The organism is Streptomyces sp. NPDC055400 (assembly GCF_053644375.1).
The window spans coordinates 488,540-505,802 of the sequence record NZ_JBSHLM010000002.1; the positions used below are offsets into that span (position 1 = coordinate 488,540).

Here is a 17,263-nt window from a genome sequence, read left to right on the forward strand (position 1 = left end):
GTCATACCTCCATGAGGGGTGGGGAGAAGGCGGTGCGGGGGTCGAGTCTGCGCGCGTAGAACGTCGGCCGTGGGTGGGGAGGACCACGCACTATTGAACAGTACATGGCAACGCGGGGCACGGACAGATGGCGCGTCACACCGCGCAGGTGCTCATCCGCCCCGCACGCGACGGCGCCCCCGGACCCGATCCCCGCCTTCGCCCTCTCCCCCGTTCGCCCGATGAGTTCCGCCCCCGCGCGCGGTCATACATGGAACACGCACCCCCCGCAGAGGAGAGGTCCCGATGAACACCCCACGTATCGGCTTCAGCCTGCCGAGCTACGGACCGTACGCAGGCCCCGAGGCCATCGCCGAAGTGGCGCGAGCCGCCGAGCGGTTCGGGTTCGACAGCGTGTCCCTCTCCGAGCGACTGCTGCTCCCCGCCGGACCCGACTGGCGCAACGAGGCGCGGCTGCCCGAGGCGTACGTGTGGGATCCCCTGGAGACGCTGACCTGGGCCGCGGCGCACACGAGCCGGATCAGGCTGGCGACGGGTATCGTCAACGCGCTGTTCCAGCCGCCGCTGATCCTGGCCCGGCGGCTCGCCACCCTCGACCGGCTCTCCGGCGGGCGGCTCGACGTGGGGATCGGGCAGGGCTGGCTGCCGGAGGAGTTCACGGCCACCGGGGTGCCGGCCGGCCGCCGGGGCGCGGGCTTCGAGGAGCACATTGCCGCGATGCGGGCCTGCTGGGGTCCGGACCCGGTGGAGTACGAGGGGACGTTCTACCGGATCCCGCTGTCGACCGTCGGGCCGAAGCCGGTGAACGGCCTGCTCTCCCTGGTGATCGGGGCGGGCGCGCGCTCCGCGGTGGAGCGGGCGGCCCGGCTCGGCGCGGGGTTCGTCACCGTGGTGTTCCCCCAGGACTGGGACACCGCCCGTACCCAGATCGGCTGGTACCGGGAAGCCGGCGGCGCCGGTCCCGTGGTGATCCGGATCCTCGCGGTCTCCCAGGACACACCCGACCCGGTGGCCACACTGGTCGACGGCGCGCGTGAGGAACGCGAGCGGTGCGTGGAGCTGGGCGCGGACGAGATCCAGTGGGGTGACCTCAATCTGGCGGAGGTTCCCATCAGGGACCAGGTGGCCGCGATGGAGGCGATGGCGAAGGCCCTGGACCTCGACGCCTCCTGAGAGCCACTGCGCCCGACCGGCCCCGGCGTGCTCCCTTTACGATGGCGCCATACCGCCGCTCATGTGCCGGCGGGCCGCCGGTCGGGAGGGGCCACCAATGATCATTTTCGGTACGCGGGGATATCTGTACCAGCTCGCGATGCTCACGTTCGTCTGTGGCAATTGCGGGAATCCCGCGGCGCACGCGCTGCGCAAGTACGTCACGAAGTTCACGCTGTTCTTCGTGCCGCTGTTCCCCATCTCGACCAAGTACCGCTCGCAGTGCACGTTCTGCGGGATCGAGCACCACCTCGCCAAGGAGCAGGCGGAGGCGCTGCTCGCGCCGGCCGCCGCGCCCGCCGGTTACCCGGCCCAGGGCCAGCAGCAGCCGGGCCAGCCGCTCGGCCAGAACCCGTACCAGCAGTAGTCGTTCAGGGGCTGGCGGCGAACGGCGCCGTGAGGCGCAGTCGCCAGTCCCGGTCGGTACGGACCACCAGATCGACCCGCCAGGCCGCCACGCGCACCGGAAGCAGCGGACGCACCCGGTCCCGCACGAGTTCCGCCTCCTCGTCCGTGGCCCCCGTCGCCAGCGTGACATGCGGCTCGGGACGCTCCCCGAACCGGCCGCCGTACGGCGCGATGTGCGGCCAGCGTGCGCAGAACGCGTCGGCCACGGCCTGCAGCGCGGGCACGGGTACGGCGACGAATCGAGGCGCCACCACGAAGTCCTTCAGGTCCGTCTCGACCACGGGCAGCGATGCCGCGAGGTCGCGCACCTCGGCGTCGACGTCCGCCGTCAGCTCCGCCGCGGGCAGGAACGGGTAGAGCAGCGAGACATGGGCGGGCAGGCCCTTTCTCACCAGCGCGGGGTTGACCGCCGCCGCCGCTTCGAGCAGCGGGTTCGCCATGGGCAGAGTGATGACCAGAGCGCTCCGGTCCTCCGGGGCGCGCCCCTCGCCGACGGCCGGCATGGCCACCTCACCTCCGTGCTCGGACATGCGTGCGGGGGCGGACCGGGATCGGCCCGCCCCCGCACATGTTCTCAGCCCTGAGCGGCGCTGCGGCGCTTGCGCGTCGCCCACACGAGGCCGCCACCCGCGACGATCACCACGGCGGCCGCCCCGGCGATGAGCGGCGTGGCGCTGGACGAGCCCGTCTCGGCGAGGTCACCCGAGTCGGCGCTCGGCTTGGACGAGGGCACCGCGGCAGCGGAGCTCGTCGCCGTGCCGGGCTTGTCGCTCGGCGTCGGAGTCGCCGTCTCGGCGGGCTTCGACGGCGTCGGAGTCGGCTTCGGCGTGTCCGACGGCTTGGGCGTGCTGCCCTCGCACACCGGGGCCGTCTTCGTCTCGTCACGCGAGTACTGGTCGCCGTCGGCGGCCTTCACGACCAGCCGGACCTGGAGCTCCTTGCTGTGCTCGGGCAGGTCCAGCTTCTTGTGGAAATCGTTCTGGAACGTGGCGGTGGGCAGCAGGTCCTTTCCGTCCACCGTCACAGTCACCGTGTTGTCGGCCTTCGACCCGTAGTTGGTCAGGTCGAGGCTGACCTGGGAGCAGGTCACCTCCCACACGGGGGTGTGCGCCTGCGCGGGGCTCGCGAAGAGACCCACGCCGAACGCACCCGCAGTGGCGGCCGCTATGAGAGCGCCCGACGTCCGCCACGTCTTCTTGTTCTCAACCACAGAATTGTCCTCCGCGATGTTCGCCCCGTTTGACAGTGCGCGCACCCTACTCCTGGCGCACCAGGGGTTCACAGCCGCCTCCCCCTTTCTCACGCGTCCCTGATTCAGAGGGAGTTGGGAGCGTCCCCGAAGTCCGGGATGTCCAGACGTGCACCCCCGCGCAGGGCCGACTCGTGGGCGACGATGCCAGGCAGCGTGTAGCGGGCGGCGACCCACGCGTTCACCGACGGCAGGGTCCTCGTGGCGACGGCGGTGACGAAGTCGTCGACGAGGAAGTGGTGGCTTCCCTCGTGGCCGTTGGGCATGTGGTCGAACTCGCGGGGCAGCCGGGCGCGGTCGTGCACGGGCGCCGAACCGGAGGTGAACGCGTCCCTGAGCGCGGGCGCGATGTGCTGGAGCGAGGGATCGTCGGCCGGGAGGGTCGGCTTGGGCTGCAGGAGCTCCGAGATGTCCCGCACCCCCTTCTTGTCCTGCCAGAAGCTGACCGTGGCCAGCTGCTCCATGCTGGCGTCCGTGCCGAAGAACCGGAACCGCGATTCCCGGATGTGCGACGGATAGCCGACCCTGCGGAACTCGTTCGTACGGAACGAGCCGCCGCCCGCGACCTCGAAGAGCGCCGTCGCGTTCGACAGGTCGTTGCCGAACTGGCTGACCTCCTTGTCGAAGACCCCGTCACCGCGCTCGTCGGGCACACCGATCGCGGAGACGCTCACGGCGTGGGTCTGCCAGGCGCCGAGCACGCCGCCGACGGAGTGCGTCGGGTAGAGCAGGGGCGGATAGCTGGCGGTGGCCTTCCAGTTGTCGCCGCCGCTGTACCGGTAGGCGTCGTAAAAACCGAGGTCCATGTCGTGGACGTAGTCGCCCTCGGCGTAGAAGAGCCGCCCGAAGGCACCGTCGGCGATCTGGTTGCGGGCGTGCACGGTCGCCGGGTTGTACTGGCTGGTCTCGCCCATCATGTACGTCAGCCCCGTATCGCGCACGGCGTCGATGATGGCGGCGATCTCGTCCTCGGTGATCGCCATCGGCACCGCCGAGTACACGTGCTTCCCGGCGCGCAACGCCTGCAGGACGAGCGGGCCATGGGTCCAGCGCTGGGTGAAGACCGCCACGGCGTCGACCGCGTCGGACTCCAGCATGGCGTCGAACGAGGGGAAGGTGCCGGTGAGCCGCTCGGCGGCGACAAGCTGTTCGGCGCGCTCGGGCAGCAGGTCCGTGACGTGGATGTCGCCGACACCGGGGTGGGCGCGGAAAAGCTTGGCGAACTGCCCGGAGAACTGCCCGGCGCCGACGATGCCGATGGAGAACGTCATGAGGATCCCTTCACAGACTGGACTTCACTGAACTTCGCTGAACGTCGAAGAACTTCAAGAAACTTCACTGAACTTCTCTGCACGCTCCTCTCCTTCCCCGAACTTCACTGGGAGAGCAGGAGGTTGATCTGGCTGTTGGTGCGGTCGAGGTCGCCGACGGGCGCGTCGTTGGCGTAGATGTCCTGCATGGTGGGCCGCATCAACGCGTACACGTCCGCCGCGTAGTCGGTGATCGGGAAGGAGAAGGTCGTCTTGTCGGCGACCGGCTTGGTGAACGCCGTGACGTCGATGCCGTCCTTCTTGTACGCGGCCACGGCCGCCGCCGTGCCGTCCTTGGTGGCCGGGAACACGATCCCGTGCTCGCCGACCGTCCGCTGGCAGGCGTGGGAGGCGAGGTAGGCCACCCACTTCTCGGCGCCCGGCTTGTTGCGCGCGTTCTTGGTGACGGAGTCGGCGAGGCCGTTCATCATGGTGGCGCGCTTGCCGCTCGGGCCGACGGGGGTGACGGCGGTGCCGGTCTCGATGCCCTTGAACCCGTAGTACGTCTTGATCATCCACGAGCCGTTGAGCGAGGTCGCCGCCGCGCCCGAACCGAACTGCACATCGGGGCCGTTGGTCTGGGAGAAGTCCTTCTGGGGCGGGAGATAGCCCTTCTTGGCGAGACCGAAGTACCAGTCGATCGCGGCCTTGAACCTCTTGTCGTCATAGTTGTAGTGAGTGCCCCAGGCCGGCTGGTCGGTGTAGCGCCAGCCCATGGACGCGGCGAACGCGCTCCACTGGGTCTGGCCGTCGCCGTCGCCCGCGTCGTTCGTGGCGAGGCCGTACACCTTGACGTGGTTCTTGTCGAAGCCCTTCTCGTCGCCCCGCACGCCGTTCCTGTCGACGGTCAAGTGCGCGATGGCCTTCTCGAAGGTGCCGCCGTCCTCGGGGTTCCAGGTGAGGTTGTTCAGCCGGCCGGCGGTCAGTCCGGCCTCGCGCGCCATCTTCTTGTTGTAGAAGAGGGCGACGGTGTCCCAGTCCTTCGGTGCGCCATAGCGGTGCCCGTCCTGGCCGACCCAGGAGGCGGCGAGCCCGGGCTGGTAGTCCGCGTCCTTGATGCTCCTCGTGTGCGGGAGCTTGTCCAGGGGCGCCAGCACCTCCAGGTCGGCGAACTGGGCGAACTTCTGGATGTGATCGGTGAACACATCGGGCTGGGTGCCCGCGATGAAGCTCGCGGTGAGCTTGGTCCAGTAGTCGTTCCACCCCATCTGCGTGATCCGTACGTCGAGGCCCGGGTTCTCCTTCTCGAAGTCCTTGGCGCAGGCCTCGTACGCGGGCAGCTGGTTGGAGTCCCACAGCCAGTACGTGACGGTGTGCGAGGCGGAACCGGAGGAGGATCCCGCCGCACAGCCGGACACCAGTGAGAGGGCGAGCGCCCCCGCAAGGGCGGTGAAGGCACGCAGTCGCATCAGGGTCCTGCCTCTCTACTTGATCCCGCTGAAGCCGATGGAGTTGAGGATGCGCCGCGCGAAGCAGCCGAAGAGCACGAGCATCGGGAGGGCGGCCACGAGCGTCGCCGCCATCAGGCCCGACCAGTCGGTGCCGGTCTGCGGGGTCTGCGCGCGGAAGATGCTCAGCGCGACGGTGAGCACGCGCGAGCTGTCGCTGTACGACACCATCAGCGGCCAGAAGTAGTCGTTCCAGGCCGTGATGTACGTGAGGACGCCGAGCGTGATGACGGGGGTCGACGCCATCGGGAGCAGCACGCGGAAGAAGATCCGCACCTTGCCGGCGCCGTCGAGCAGCGCGGCCTCCTCGACCTCGCGGGGCAGGTTCATGAAGAACTGCCGCAGGAAGAAGACCGCGAAGGGCGTCATGAACAGGCTGGGCAGGGCGATCCCGAGCAGCGTGTCGACCAGGCCGAGCTGTTTGATCAGGATGAAGTTCGGCAGGAACGTGAAGATGGTCGGCACCATGAGCCCGGCGAGGAAGAGGCCGAACATCCGGTCCCTGCCGCGCCAGCGGAGCCGGGCGAAGGCGTACGCGGCCATGGCGGAGAACAGGATCTGGCAGACGGTGATCAGGGTCGAGACGAACACGGAGTTCAGCAGATAGCGCCAGAAGTCGATCGACCCGCCCGCGCCGCCCTGGGCGAGCGCCTCCTCGGTGCTCTGCTGCCCGAGGACCCGGGCGAAGCCGCCGCCCGTCAGGCCGGTGGGCAGCGGGGACGAAGGGTCGGCGGTGAGCGCGGCGTTGGAGGACAGGGCGGTGCGCAGGATCCAGTAGAACGGCACCAGGGTGATGACGACGATCGCGGTCATCACGGCCCAGGCGAGGGCGCGTCCGGGCGAGACCCTGCGCCGGACGCGGGTGCGGGGCGCTGTGGTGGTCACGGCGGCCATGGCGATGGCTCCTCTCTCTCGCTCGTCGCTAGCCGAGGTCGGTGTGTCCGGCGCGGGTGAGCCGGTACTGGATGACGGTGATCACGCTGAGGACGACCAGCAGGGCCACGGACATGGCGGAGGCGTAGCCGAACTGGAAGCGGCCGAACGCGGAGCCGTAGATGTACAGCTGGAGGACGTTCGTGGCGTTGGCGGGTCCGCCGCCCGTCGTCACGGCGACGGAGTCGAAGACCTGGAACGAGCCGATGACGGTCATGATCAGGACGACCGCGAGCACCGGCCGCAGCAGCGGCAGCGTGACGCGCCAGAACATCCGCCACTCGCTCGCGCCGTCGACCTTCGCCGCCTCGTACACGTCGGAGGGGATGGCCTGGAGCCCGGCGAACAGGAGCAGCGCGGTGTAGCCGACGTGGCGCCATACGTTGATCAGCGCGATGGTCGGGATCGCCCAGGTCTCGTCGGTCAGGAAGGGGATGTGGTCGAAGCCGAACGCGCCGATGACGCGGTTGCCGATGCCGAGCTGGGTGTCGAGCATCCACAGCCAGACGATGCCGGCGACGACGTTCGACACCAGGTAGGGCGTCAGGACGATGCCGCGCAGCAGCGCCGACTTCGTCAGCCGCTGCATCAGGACGGCGATGGCGAGCGCCGCGACCGTCTGGACGCCGATGTTGATGACCACGTACTCGACGGTGACCTTCAACGACCCCCAGAATATGGGGTCGTTGACCATGCGCACATAGTTGTCGAGGCCGACCCACTCGGCGGGCGTGAGCAGGTTGAAGCGGGTGAAGCTCAGATAGATCCCGCGCAGCGTGGGCCAGAGCAGGAAGACCAGGAAGCCGAGCAGCGCCGGGGCGATGAAGACCGCCGCGAGGGCGCCGTCTCCTCCGCTTCCGCCACCGTCCCGTTCCCTGATCCGGTCCTTGGTCCCCTTCCTGGCTGCTTCGGCACCAGGCAGCCGCACTCGGGTGGGTGGGCTGCTTGAGGCGACAGTCATCTGAGACTCCCTCGTCCGCGACTCGTCCTCGCGCCGATTACTTTCGACGCGAAACAATCGTCGCGTCAAGAGGCCTGCACAGACCTTCCCAAGGGCACCTGCCCCCGCAACGGACCTTGACATTGCTTCCGCCTCGGAATAATTCTTTGTCACAGGCTGTGACAGGCTTAGGCCTGCACCGCACTCCCTTCCACAACCAGCGCGAGGAGCCCATGAGCGCACGTACCGCGAGCTGGCTGCCCCTGAGCCCCGGTGAACGCGCTGTGGCGATCGAGGTGCTGACGCACGGCCCGCTGTCCCGCAGCGAGATCGCCAAGCGGCTCAGCCTGTCCCCCGGCAGCCTCACCCGCCTGACGAAGCCGCTCATCGAGTCGGGTCTGCTGGTCGAGGAGGCCACGACGGCGGCGTCCCTGCGCCAGGGACGCCCCTCGCAGCCGCTCGACGTCGTGGCCGGATCACAGAGCTTCGCCGGGTTCAAGATCACGGGTGACGCGGTCTACGGGGTGGTCACCACCCTCAGGAGCGAGGTCGTCGCCCGCCGCTCCGAGTCCCTGGCCACGCACGATCCGCAGGAGATCGCGGACCTCCTGCACCGGATGACCACTGGTTTCCAGGAGAGGTTCCCCCGCCTCGCCGGAATCGGCATCGGTGTGGGCGGCAACGTCAGACACCGGGCGACCGTCGTGGCGAACGCGTTCCTCGGTTGGGAGGAGGTGCCCCTCGCCGAGATGGTCGAGGAGCGCACGGGGCTGCCCGTCGTCGTCGACAGCGACGTGGCGGGGCTGATCGAGGCCGAGGCCTGGTTCGGCGCCGGCCGCGGCCTCGACCGGTTCGCGGTCCTCACCATCGGGGCGGGCATCGGCTACGGCCTCATGCTCGGCGGACGCCTGGTCCGCACCGGCGAGGACGGCCACGGCGTCGGCAAGCACTGGATCATCAACGTCAACGGCCCGCTCACCCCGGAGGGCGAACGGGGCAGCGCCATGGCCCTGTTGACCATCCCCAGCATCTGCTACCAGGTCCGCGCGGCCACCGGCCGGGACGTGACGTACGAGGAGATCCTGGCCGGCGCCGCCTCCGGCGACCCGCTCTGCTCCCGCGTGATCGGCGAGGCGGCCCGGGCCCTGGGCACCCTGGTCGCACAGATCGCCAACTTCGCGATGCCGGAGAAGATCCTGCTGGCGGGCGAGGGGGTGGGCCTCGCCGACGTGGCGGGCGGCACGGTCCACGAAACGATCCTCGCCAACCGCCACCCCATGGCGGACCCCGTCCACCTGGAAACAAAGGTCTCCGACTTCCACGAGTGGGCCCGCGGCGCCGCGGTCCTGGCCATCCAGGTACTGGTACTGGGGACGAACGAGGGTGAGGGGGCGCCCTGACGAGCGCCTCGCACGACGCCGGCGATCAGATCGAGGCATGGCGGCACTCCGGAAGAGCACGAGCCGGACGGACGGAGCCCGGGCTCACGAGGATCTGACGGGCACCGTGCACTACTGGTCGGAAGAGCCCCGGTAAGTGGCATCGTGGAAGGTGAGCGCACCGCCGGTTCCGCTCCCGTGTGAGCGGTCCGTAGGGCGGGGCGCGCCGCGGAGCGAAGGCGGTGACGGCTGTGGCAACCACTCTGAAGGCCGGAGGGAGCCGGTTCAAGGCCGACCGGCAGCTGACCGTGCGCATGCTGGTCACCGTGTTCCTGCTGGGCCTGCTGTACGTGGCCTTCGTCGGCGCACTCCTGGTCCTGCTCAAGTCGACGCTCCTGGTCGTCGTGCTCGCCGCGGGACTCCTCGGGTCGCAGTACTGGTTCTCCGACCGGATCGCCCTGTACGCCATGCACGGCCGGATCGTGACCCGTGACGAGCAGCCCCAGCTGCACGGCGTCATCGACCGGCTGTGCGCGACCGCCGACATGCCGAAACCGCGGGTGGCCATCGCCGGCACCGACCTGCCGAACGCCTTCGCCACCGGCCGCAACGCCGATCACGCCGTGCTGTGTGTGACCAGCGGCCTGCTGCGCCGCCTCGAGCCCGAGGAACTGGAGGGCGTCCTCGCGCATGAGCTGTCCCACGTGGCGCACCGCGACGTCGCCGTGATCACCGTGGCGTCGTTCCTCGGAGTGATCGCCGGCATCGTCGTGCGTTTCGCGTTCTACTCAGAGCTGCTCGGCGGCCGTCGCAGGACCGACCAGAACACGCTGGTCGTCCTCGCGGTGGTGGTGGGCGTCTCGGCCGCCGTCTACGCGATCAGCTTCGTCCTCATCAGGGCGCTGTCCCGGTACCGGGAGCTGGCCGCCGACCGGGCCGCGGCGCTGCTCACGGGCAGGCCGTCGGCGCTGGCGTCCGCGCTGACGAAGCTCGACGGGGACATCGCCCGCATCCCGAACAAGGACCTGCGGACGGCCCGCGCGTTCAACGCGTTCTACTTCATCCCCGCGCTGTCGAAGACCGCCCCGCTCCCCCGCCTCTTCTCCACGCATCCCTCGCTCGAACAGCGCCTCGACCAGCTGGCGGCGATCTCCGCCGACCTCGGCCGCCCGGCCTGAGCCCCCGAAGGGATCCACATGGGTTTCCTGGACATCCTGCTCGGGCGCACCAGGCCCGCCCCACCGGACCTCGACCGGCTCTTCGGCCTGCCGTCGGCCGCGATCACCCTGGAGGCGGCGGCCGGGTTCACGCCGACCGGCCTGGGTTCGGTGTGCTTCACGACGGTGGAGGGGACGGCTTTCGAGACGATCCGCGAGGACGTAGGGGCGCTGCTGAACGCCGATACGGAGCGTGGCGCCGCGACGGAGTTCAGCCGGGACGAATACGGCTACACATGGCTGCTCTCCCGGCGCAACCCCTCGGACCTCCCGGCGCTGGTCGGTGATCTCCACGCGGTGAACGCCACACTCGAAGGCAACGGCTTCGGCCCCCAACTCCTGTGCTCCCTGGCCGGCTTCCACAACGCGGAGGGCCACTCGCTCGCCCTCGTGTACCTCTACAAGCGGGGCACGTTCTACCCCTTCGCCCCGCTCCCGGGCGAGAAGCGCGACAACGCCCTGGAGCTGCGCGTACGCGCGGTGGTCGGCGACGACCTCCGTATAGAGCCGGACCTGGAACGCTGGTTCCCGGTGTGGGGCGCACCCGGCCTGGAAGAGGCCAGGCCCTGACGCCGCACCCAGGAGAAGGGCCCGCTCCCTAGACTCGTTCCGCCTCCACGAGCCGGAGCACGGCGTCGAGCCCGCGTCGAGCCCCGGGGGCCGCCCCGGAGGGCAGGACGTAGGCCCGCAGCCCCGCGGCGACGGCCCCGCCGTCCTTGGCCGGATGGTCGCCCACCATCAGGGCCTCGGCGGGCGAGACGCCCAGTTCGTCGCAGGCCAGCTGGAAGAGCACCGGATCCGGCTTCTCGGTGGCGTGCGGCCCTGATCCTGTCGGCGTACGTGCCGATCTGGAACAGGGTGCCGGAGAAGTCGAAGAGAACGGCACGCACCGGCAGTTCGGATACAGCGGTTCCGGCGCGCAGAGGCCCTTCGGGACCGCAAACGGTGGGTCGACTCATCCGGTCTTCCTGATCGCCCCGGCACACCCCGTCAACGATCCCAGCCATCACGCCCGCAGAGCGACAACGGCCTCGTCCGTGTACATCAGGAACGTCAGCGTCTCCTGGAAGTAGAGCTCGACGCCGGTCGCGTCATGCGAGGTGTAGCCGATGGACAGGTCCTGGCCGATGCGGAGTTCGTAGTCGCCGCCGCGGGTGGACAGGACGAACGCGCCGTTGATCGCGGGTGCCCAGATCAGTTCGCCGTCGAGGAGGCGGGCGATGTGGCCGGACACCGGGAAGCCGTGGTCGGTGGTCTCACTGACCGCCGTGTACGCCTCCGCGCCGAGCAGCAGCGAGTACGGGCCGTCGACGCCGGCGAGGCGCAGGGCACTGAGGGCCCTCGCGATGGTGTCGGGATAGTCGCGAGGCTCGGCCGGCAGACTCAGGACGGGGTTGGACGTGCGCTCGCGGACGCCTTCGATCCGGGCCGCGGCGTAGCCGTCGAAGATGGCCTGGTCCTCGGCGAAGGCCATGGTGCGTGCCGCGTCCTTGACCGGCTGCCAGTCGGAGTCGTTGGAGCCGCGCGCGACGTCGTCCACGGCCTCGCGGCTGACGGTGAAGGGAACGCGCAGTTCGACGAGCGGCTGGGCCTCGCGCAGGCGTGCCACGACTCCCGGGGCGGGCGGCGTGACGGACCGCAGATGCCCGGTGCCGACGGCGGCGAGTTCGAGCCCGTCGGGGCCGGTGACGTCGAGGACGCGGCGTCCCGCGACATGACGCTGGAAGGTCCGGCCGGCCTCTTGCTCGATCTCCGCCCAGGCGGCTTCGCTGATGGGGGCGAGTTCGCGGTGCAGGTTGTTCATGACGCGGGGGCTCCTTTGAGGCCGCCGATGCCCAACGAGCCGTCGGGCGGGGCGACGACGGGCTGCGGTGACGCGGCAGGGACGGGAAGTTCGCGTGCGGCGTCCGGCAGGGCGGGCGGGTCCGGCAGGTTGTCGAGGAAGTCTGCGGTGGGGACGAAGAACAGGTTTCCCGTGACGGCGGTGGAGAAGTCGAGGATCCGGTCGGTGTTGCCGGGCGGGCTGCCGATGAACATGTTCTCGAGCATCTGCTCGGTGACCGCGGGAGTCCGCGCGTAACCGATGAAGTACGTCCCGAACTCGCCGCGCCCCAGCGTCCCGAACGGCATGTTCTGGCGGACGATCTTCCGCTCCTCGCCGTCCTCGGTAATGGTGTTGAGGGCGACATGGGAGTCGGCAGGCTTGGTCTCGTCGGACATCTCGATGTTGTCGGCCTTCGAACGGCCGATGACCTTCTCCTGCTCCTCCGTCGACAGAGCGTTCCAGGCAGCCATGTCATGCAGGTACTTCTGCACCACGACGTAGCTGCCGCCCGCGAACGGGGCGTCCTCATCGCCGATGAACACGGCGGAGCGCGCCGCGTCACCGGTCGGATTCTCGCTGCCGTCGACGAACCCGAGCAGGTCCCGGTCGTCGAAGTAGTTGAAGCCGTGCACCTCGTCCACAACGGTCACGGCGTCGCCGAGCTGACCGACGATGTGACCGGCCAGCTCGAAACAGAGGTCCATGCGCCGCGCCCGCACATGGAAAAGCAGGTCCCCCGCAGTGGCGACGGCCCGATGCCGATCGCCGTTCAGCTCGCGAAAGGGATGCAGCCCGACAGGCCGCGGCCCGCCGAACAACCGGTCCCAGACAACAGACCCGATCCCGACGGTGCACGACAGGAACGAGTCGGGAGAGCGGAACGAGACCGAGCGCAGCAGCCCGTTCACACCACCGAGCAGGTCGCGTACGCGGGATTCGGCGCCAGGTGCCGTGGTCACCACGAGAAAGAGGGCCGCTGTCGAATACGGCGCCATGACGGGCTGCGTTTGCGTCACTGACTCTCCCGCAGGGGTGCACAATGCGGTCGGCTGACTTCCGTCACCCTAAGCCGGGCTCACCTCTCCCGCACGGTCAGTCGGTGACCCGCCGTGGATCACGGCCTCTGCGGACGTCCTCCACGAGGTGCATCGCGGCCTCCTCGCCGGAGGCGGCCGCACCGTCGATCCCGACGTCCTCGGCGAACAGCTCGCTCTCCTCGCCCTTGCGCACGCCTTCGTCGGGTGCCACGAGCTGACCGGAGCGCTCGGACCCCACCTCGTCGTCGAGCGGCTCGCCATCGGTGTCCCAGGTGTCGCCGATACCGTCGTCATCAGGAACCACCAGATCGGGGACCTCCTCGGACAGACGTTCGTCGAGCGTCTCGCCGAGCCGCTGCTCGTTGCAGGTGACACCGGTGTGCTCGACCCCCCAGGGCCGCTCGGGCGGCGAATAGCCGTCGTCGAGCGGATCGGTGACGCCGCCGCCGAGCAGGGTGTCCTCCTGGTCGAGGAGCCCCTCGTCGTCCTGGACCTCGGACCCGTCGGGCTGGTAGACGTCGTCTCCCCGCCCTTGATCGTCGATGTCCACGTCGCCTCCTTCAGCGGTGGCCTCTGTCTCCATTGTGGGCGGCGAGGGGGCGGCACGTCCTGCGGAAGGACGAACGGCCCGGAAACGAAAGTGCCCCGACCGTGACGGGGGATCACGGCCGGGGCGGTCTGCGTGGCCACGGATGGCGGTCGCCTCTCGGCGGGGGCTCCACAAGGCATCAGCCGAACGATCGTCCTTGCAGGCACATGAGATGAGGCCCGGGGACACAGCTCCACCCGCGTCCACGTCTAGTTTAACGAAGAACCACCCGGGGGAATTCCCCACCCCGCAACCGGCCCTATGAACTACGTCACGGACCGTCCCGGCACACAGAGCCAGGCGGAGCCCCGTACGGGACAGGGAGCGGGCGCAGGGAGGGGCAGGCCCACCGAGCGGACCGCCGCGTACGCGACAGCCACCACCCACCCTTCCGTCACGGCGTCACAGCCACGCCCTCAAGCGCCGAGATCCGCCGGCCGATGGCCTCGAGCGCACCGGGCCGCCGCCCAGGAACCGCACGCCGCAACCGCGTAAGAGAGGGCGCAAGCGCACGGGCCTGCGCCGGATCGCCGAGCTGCTCCCACTGATGGTGAGCGCGATCGACGGCAGCCTCGACATCCTCCGAGCCCACCGCCTGCCCGCGCGCAAGCCGGGCCTCGGCCGCAGCCGTCCACAGTTCGCAGCTGCGCCCGGGATCCTGAGCGAGCCGCGCAAGATCGGCACGCACCTCCAGCCAGTGGAGCGCCTCCGGCGACCCCGCACCATGGGTGCGCAGAGCGGTGCTCTCCCACATCGCGGCGAGGGCGGCGGCCTCACCGTGCCGCCCGGACTGCGCGGCGGCGAGGATCGCCGGGTGCGGATCGGCATCAGGGCGAGGCTCGACGACAGGAACCTCCTCCTGCCGAGCGGCCGGCACCGGGGGGCGGGGAGCCGCCGGAACAGGCCCCCGCCCACCATCGACCGCGAGGAACAAGGCACCCTCCGGACCGGCCTCGCCAGCCGCCTGAGCATGAAGATGCGCAAGCGGCGGACGGTGCCCGTTACGCCATATCGAGGCGTAGGTCTTGAGATAACCAGGCACGGCGGTGGAACGACGCGGAGGAGGAGGCGAGACCCGCCCGAACAAGCGAACACCGACCCCCACACCGAACCCCCCGCCCCGCACCTGTTCCCAGGCCTCCCTGTCGGTCACCAGGTCAAGGACGACCGTGGTGGTGCCGGGCCGCCGCAACGCGAGTTCGCCGGTGAGCCAGTGCCAGGGCAGGGAGGTGTACCGCAGGGTCGACGTAGTGGTGCGGGCCAGGGCGAGATGAAGCAGACGCTGGCGGTGATCCAGATGAAGCTGCCCGGTCACGAACAGGGCGAGAGGCCCGGGCGCGGCGACCGCCGTGCGGATGCGGGTGAGAACGGTCTGCGGGTCGACGGGATCGGCGAGTTCGACGACTGTCGCGGCGGAGGTGCCGGTCAGGGCACTGGGCGGTACGGCCGCGAGCGCGGGCAGTACGGACGTCGCGTCGATGAGGCAGCTCTTGTTCGCCGGGGCGGCCGCAAGGAGCACCGCGGTCCCGGTCACTGTCTGTTCCCCGTTGTCCTGCTGAGTGGTCACCACTACAGCACCGTAACCGGTCCTTCTGTGCCGCGCGTGACCGGCCGGAGCAGCTCGACTGGTGCCAATACAGGGCGATTTGGACGTCATCGGGAAGTGGCTGCCGCACGCGCACGCGTTCCGTCATTGTTGGCGGAACGAGAACGCCACGCGTCCGGCGCCGGGACCCCGTCCGGGTGCGGAGCCGATTCACCTCACGGAAGCTGAGGACTATGGACGAACCTGAAGGATTTCCCCCTGTAGTCGTGCACGCCTCCCAGCCCGGCGGGCGCCGGGTGACGATCCGCGGCGAGGACGCCGGGCTGGCCACCGGGCAGGAGGACGTGCTCGAGTTCCTGCGGCGCGCGGGCCTGGAGGACGCGCGGCTGGACGACCCCGAGCTGGTCGAGTGGCGGGGTGGCGGTACGAAGGTGTGGCCTGCACAGATCTAGATCCAGCCGCCGAGCCCTCAGCCCCACAGCGTCAGCGTCAGCGGTAGGAGCTCGCGTCGGCCGGCTTGCCAGGATCCTGGACCTCGACGAGGTAGCGCCACGCGTCGGGGCGGCTCCCGTCGACGTCGGTGAACCCGTACACCTGGGCAAGTGCCCCGCTGGACGTCGACTGCCCGTTCCAGCGGGCCACTTCGGGGTCGGCGGCGAGCGCGGCGACGGCCCGGCCGACGTAGAACGGCGTCTCGGAGATGCCGAAGTGCGGTGTCTGTTCCAGGGCGTCTCGCCAGTTGTCCTCGGTGACGCCGTAGTGCCCGAGCATGATCTCCGAGCGGAGCCAGCCCGGGGTGAGGGCGAGGGCTGTGGCGCCCCGCGGACCCAGCTCCTGCCCCAGGGCGAAGCCCATGCGCAGTACGGAGCTCTTGGCGAGGTCGTAGAAGAAGGAGACGCGGTAGTTGTCGCGGTTGTATTCAGCCGTGCCGTCGGTCACCTCGACCACGAGACCGCCGGGGTTGCGGAGCAGGAGCGGCAGCGCGTAGTGACTGGTGATGGCGTGTGTCTCGACGGCGAGTCGGAGCAGTCGGAGGCCGTCGTCGAGGTCGTGCTCCCAGACCGGGGTGTCCCAGGCGAAGAGGTTCTCGCCGCCCCAGATGTCGTTGACCAGCACGTCGAGCCGCCCCTGTTCGTCGGCGATGCGGTCGACGAGGGCCTTGACCTGGGCGGACTCCAGGTGGTCGGTGGGCACGGCGATACCGCGCCCGCCGGCCGCGGTCACCAGGTCGGCCGTGTCCTCGATGGTCTCCGGCCGGTCGTACTCGGAGCGCCGGGCCCGCGTAGTGCGCCCGGTCACGTACACCGTCGCGCCGGCCGCGCCGAGTTCCACGGCGATGCCCCGTCCCGCGCCGCGGGTCGCACCCGCCACGAGGGCGACCTTCCCGTCCAGCCGGGCGCTTCCGGTCCCGGGTTCCTGCGTCATGAAGCCGCCTCCTCGCTGCTGCCGGACAGGCCGTCGTGGCCCGTCCCCGGTTCGAGCATGACCCGGAATCAGGACACCGAGTGTCGCCATTCCTGCACGGATGACGGCGATGACGACGCCCGGAACGAGAAGCGCGTTCTCGCCCATCGGTCACATTCCAGGGCCGACCCGTGTCATAACAGTGACCAGGGAATCCGCCCGATGCGACAGGGAGACGCCGATGCCACCCGCCCGGACCGTGAAGCAGCGCAAGCAGGACACCCTCGACCGGCTCGAACGCGACGAGGACGTATGGGTGGCCACGGCAGACACGTCGGACGGGGACGGCACGACGCCATATCTCGTACCGCTGTCGTTCCTGTGGGACGGTTCGACGCTGCTGCTCGCCACCCCGGCGGCCAGTCCCACGGGACGCAATCTGCGGTCCACGGGGCAGGCCCGGCTCGGCATCGGCCCGACGCGGGACGTAGTCATGATCGAGGGCACGGTACAGACGCTGACGGCCACGGAGCTCCCGGACGACGTCGGTGACGCGTTCGCGGAGAAGACCGGGTTCGACCCGCGCGGGCTGACCTCGGAGTACCTCTATTTCCGGGTCACGCCGCAGCGGGTCCAGGCCTGGCGGGAGGCCAACGAGCTGGCGGGCAGGGAACTGATGCGGGAGGGCGAGTGGATCGAGGGCTGAACCACCGGCACTGCCCCACGAGTTGAGACCCACCGCCACTCACCGCACCCCCGAGCCCGG

19 protein-coding genes are annotated in these 17,263 nt (G+C 69.8%); 7 read left to right on the plus strand and 12 right to left on the minus strand.

The features are described 5' to 3' along the window. Nucleotides 1–285 precede the first annotated feature (285 nt). Nucleotides 286–1,173, plus strand: a complete 888-nt coding sequence (locus ACWIGU_RS06640; protein ID WP_454398099.1) for a TIGR03619 family F420-dependent LLM class oxidoreductase — start codon at nt 286–288, stop codon at nt 1,171–1,173. Between the two features lie 97 nt (nt 1,174–1,270). After that, entirely contained in the window at nt 1,271–1,579 is a 309-nt protein-coding gene (locus tag ACWIGU_RS06645) for a zinc-ribbon domain-containing protein (protein WP_454398101.1), read from the plus strand. 4 nt (nt 1,580–1,583) lie between these two features. Here ACWIGU_RS06645 and ACWIGU_RS06650 read toward each other — a convergent pair whose 3' ends face one another. The 6 genes from ACWIGU_RS06650 to ACWIGU_RS06675 all read right to left on the minus strand — a co-directional run bounded on the left by ACWIGU_RS06650 (nt 1,584) and on the right by ACWIGU_RS06675 (nt 7,521). Further along, on the minus strand, nt 1,584–2,150 hold the full coding sequence (locus ACWIGU_RS06650; RefSeq protein WP_454398103.1) for a 2'-5' RNA ligase family protein: 567 nt from the start codon (nt 2,148–2,150) through the stop codon (nt 1,584–1,586). A 44-nt stretch (nt 2,151–2,194) separates the two neighbouring features. After that, a complete protein-coding gene (locus tag ACWIGU_RS06655) occupies nt 2,195–2,866 on the minus strand; it encodes an LAETG motif-containing sortase-dependent surface protein (protein ID WP_454398618.1) in 672 nt (223 codons plus the stop codon). Between the two features lie 68 nt (nt 2,867–2,934). Then, nucleotides 2,935–4,140, minus strand: a complete 1,206-nt coding sequence (locus ACWIGU_RS06660) for a Gfo/Idh/MocA family protein (RefSeq protein ID WP_454398105.1) — start codon at nt 4,138–4,140, stop codon at nt 2,935–2,937. Between the two features lie 104 nt (nt 4,141–4,244). Then, nucleotides 4,245–5,588 (minus strand): ABC transporter substrate-binding protein, encoded by a 1,344-nt coding sequence (locus ACWIGU_RS06665; RefSeq protein ID WP_454398107.1) that lies wholly within the window; start codon nt 5,586–5,588, stop codon nt 4,245–4,247. A gap of 15 nt (nt 5,589–5,603) precedes the next feature. After that, nucleotides 5,604–6,521 carry a carbohydrate ABC transporter permease gene (locus tag ACWIGU_RS06670; protein WP_454398109.1) on the minus strand — a complete coding sequence of 306 codons (918 nt, stop codon included), beginning with the start codon at nt 6,519–6,521 and terminating at the stop codon, nt 5,604–5,606. A gap of 28 nt (nt 6,522–6,549) precedes the next feature. After that, nucleotides 6,550–7,521 (minus strand): carbohydrate ABC transporter permease, encoded by a 972-nt coding sequence (locus tag ACWIGU_RS06675; RefSeq protein WP_454398111.1) that lies wholly within the window; start codon nt 7,519–7,521, stop codon nt 6,550–6,552. Between the two features lie 212 nt (nt 7,522–7,733). Between ACWIGU_RS06675 and ACWIGU_RS06680 the strand changes: the two genes are divergently transcribed. From ACWIGU_RS06680 to pspAB, 3 genes are all read left to right on the plus strand, one after another. Continuing rightward, on the plus strand, nt 7,734–8,900 hold the full coding sequence (locus tag ACWIGU_RS06680) for an ROK family protein (RefSeq protein WP_454398113.1): 1,167 nt from the start codon (nt 7,734–7,736) through the stop codon (nt 8,898–8,900). A gap of 230 nt (nt 8,901–9,130) precedes the next feature. Next, nucleotides 9,131–10,057, plus strand: a complete 927-nt coding sequence (htpX, locus tag ACWIGU_RS06685; protein WP_454398115.1) for a zinc metalloprotease HtpX — start codon at nt 9,131–9,133, stop codon at nt 10,055–10,057. A gap of 18 nt (nt 10,058–10,075) precedes the next feature. Further along, on the plus strand, nt 10,076–10,666 hold the full coding sequence (gene pspAB, locus ACWIGU_RS06690) for a PspA-associated protein PspAB (RefSeq protein ID WP_454398117.1): 591 nt from the start codon (nt 10,076–10,078) through the stop codon (nt 10,664–10,666). Between the two features lie 28 nt (nt 10,667–10,694). Here pspAB and ACWIGU_RS06695 read toward each other — a convergent pair whose 3' ends face one another. The 5 genes from ACWIGU_RS06695 to ACWIGU_RS06715 all read right to left on the minus strand — a co-directional run bounded on the left by ACWIGU_RS06695 (nt 10,695) and on the right by ACWIGU_RS06715 (nt 15,081). Then, nucleotides 10,695–10,889 carry an HAD hydrolase-like protein gene (locus ACWIGU_RS06695; RefSeq protein ID WP_454398119.1) on the minus strand — a complete coding sequence of 65 codons (195 nt, stop codon included), beginning with the start codon at nt 10,887–10,889 and terminating at the stop codon, nt 10,695–10,697. Nucleotides 10,890–11,102: 213 nt separating this feature from the next. Next, the gene (locus tag ACWIGU_RS06700; protein WP_453776150.1) at nt 11,103–11,900 is read right to left on the minus strand and encodes a family 1 encapsulin nanocompartment shell protein; all 798 of its coding nucleotides are present in this window, start codon (nt 11,898–11,900) and stop codon (nt 11,103–11,105) included. Beyond that, entirely contained in the window at nt 11,897–12,937 is a 1,041-nt protein-coding gene (locus tag ACWIGU_RS06705; protein WP_454398122.1) for a Dyp-type peroxidase, read from the minus strand. Before ACWIGU_RS06705 ends, ACWIGU_RS06700 begins: the two co-directional genes overlap by 4 nt. A gap of 76 nt (nt 12,938–13,013) precedes the next feature. After that, nucleotides 13,014–13,541, minus strand: coding sequence for a DUF5709 domain-containing protein (locus ACWIGU_RS06710; protein WP_454398124.1), 528 nt, complete (start codon nt 13,539–13,541; stop codon nt 13,014–13,016). Between the two features lie 400 nt (nt 13,542–13,941). Further along, complete coding sequence (locus ACWIGU_RS06715) at nt 13,942–15,081, minus strand: hypothetical protein (protein ID WP_454398126.1); 1,140 nt, start codon at nt 15,079–15,081, stop codon at nt 13,942–13,944. Nucleotides 15,082–15,326: 245 nt separating this feature from the next. Between ACWIGU_RS06715 and ACWIGU_RS06720 the strand changes: the two genes are divergently transcribed. After that, nucleotides 15,327–15,545 carry a hypothetical protein gene (locus ACWIGU_RS06720; protein ID WP_116500627.1) on the plus strand — a complete coding sequence of 73 codons (219 nt, stop codon included), beginning with the start codon at nt 15,327–15,329 and terminating at the stop codon, nt 15,543–15,545. Nucleotides 15,546–15,582: 37 nt separating this feature from the next. On the opposite strand, the gene ACWIGU_RS06725 is transcribed toward ACWIGU_RS06720, so the two are convergent. Continuing rightward, a complete protein-coding gene (locus ACWIGU_RS06725; protein ID WP_453776154.1) occupies nt 15,583–16,518 on the minus strand; it encodes an SDR family oxidoreductase in 936 nt (311 codons plus the stop codon). A gap of 220 nt (nt 16,519–16,738) precedes the next feature. On the opposite strand from ACWIGU_RS06725, the gene ACWIGU_RS06730 reads away from it, so the two are divergent. Further along, nucleotides 16,739–17,203 carry a pyridoxamine 5'-phosphate oxidase family protein gene (locus ACWIGU_RS06730; RefSeq protein WP_454398129.1) on the plus strand — a complete coding sequence of 155 codons (465 nt, stop codon included), beginning with the start codon at nt 16,739–16,741 and terminating at the stop codon, nt 17,201–17,203. The last annotated feature ends 60 nt before the right edge of the window (nt 17,204–17,263 follow it).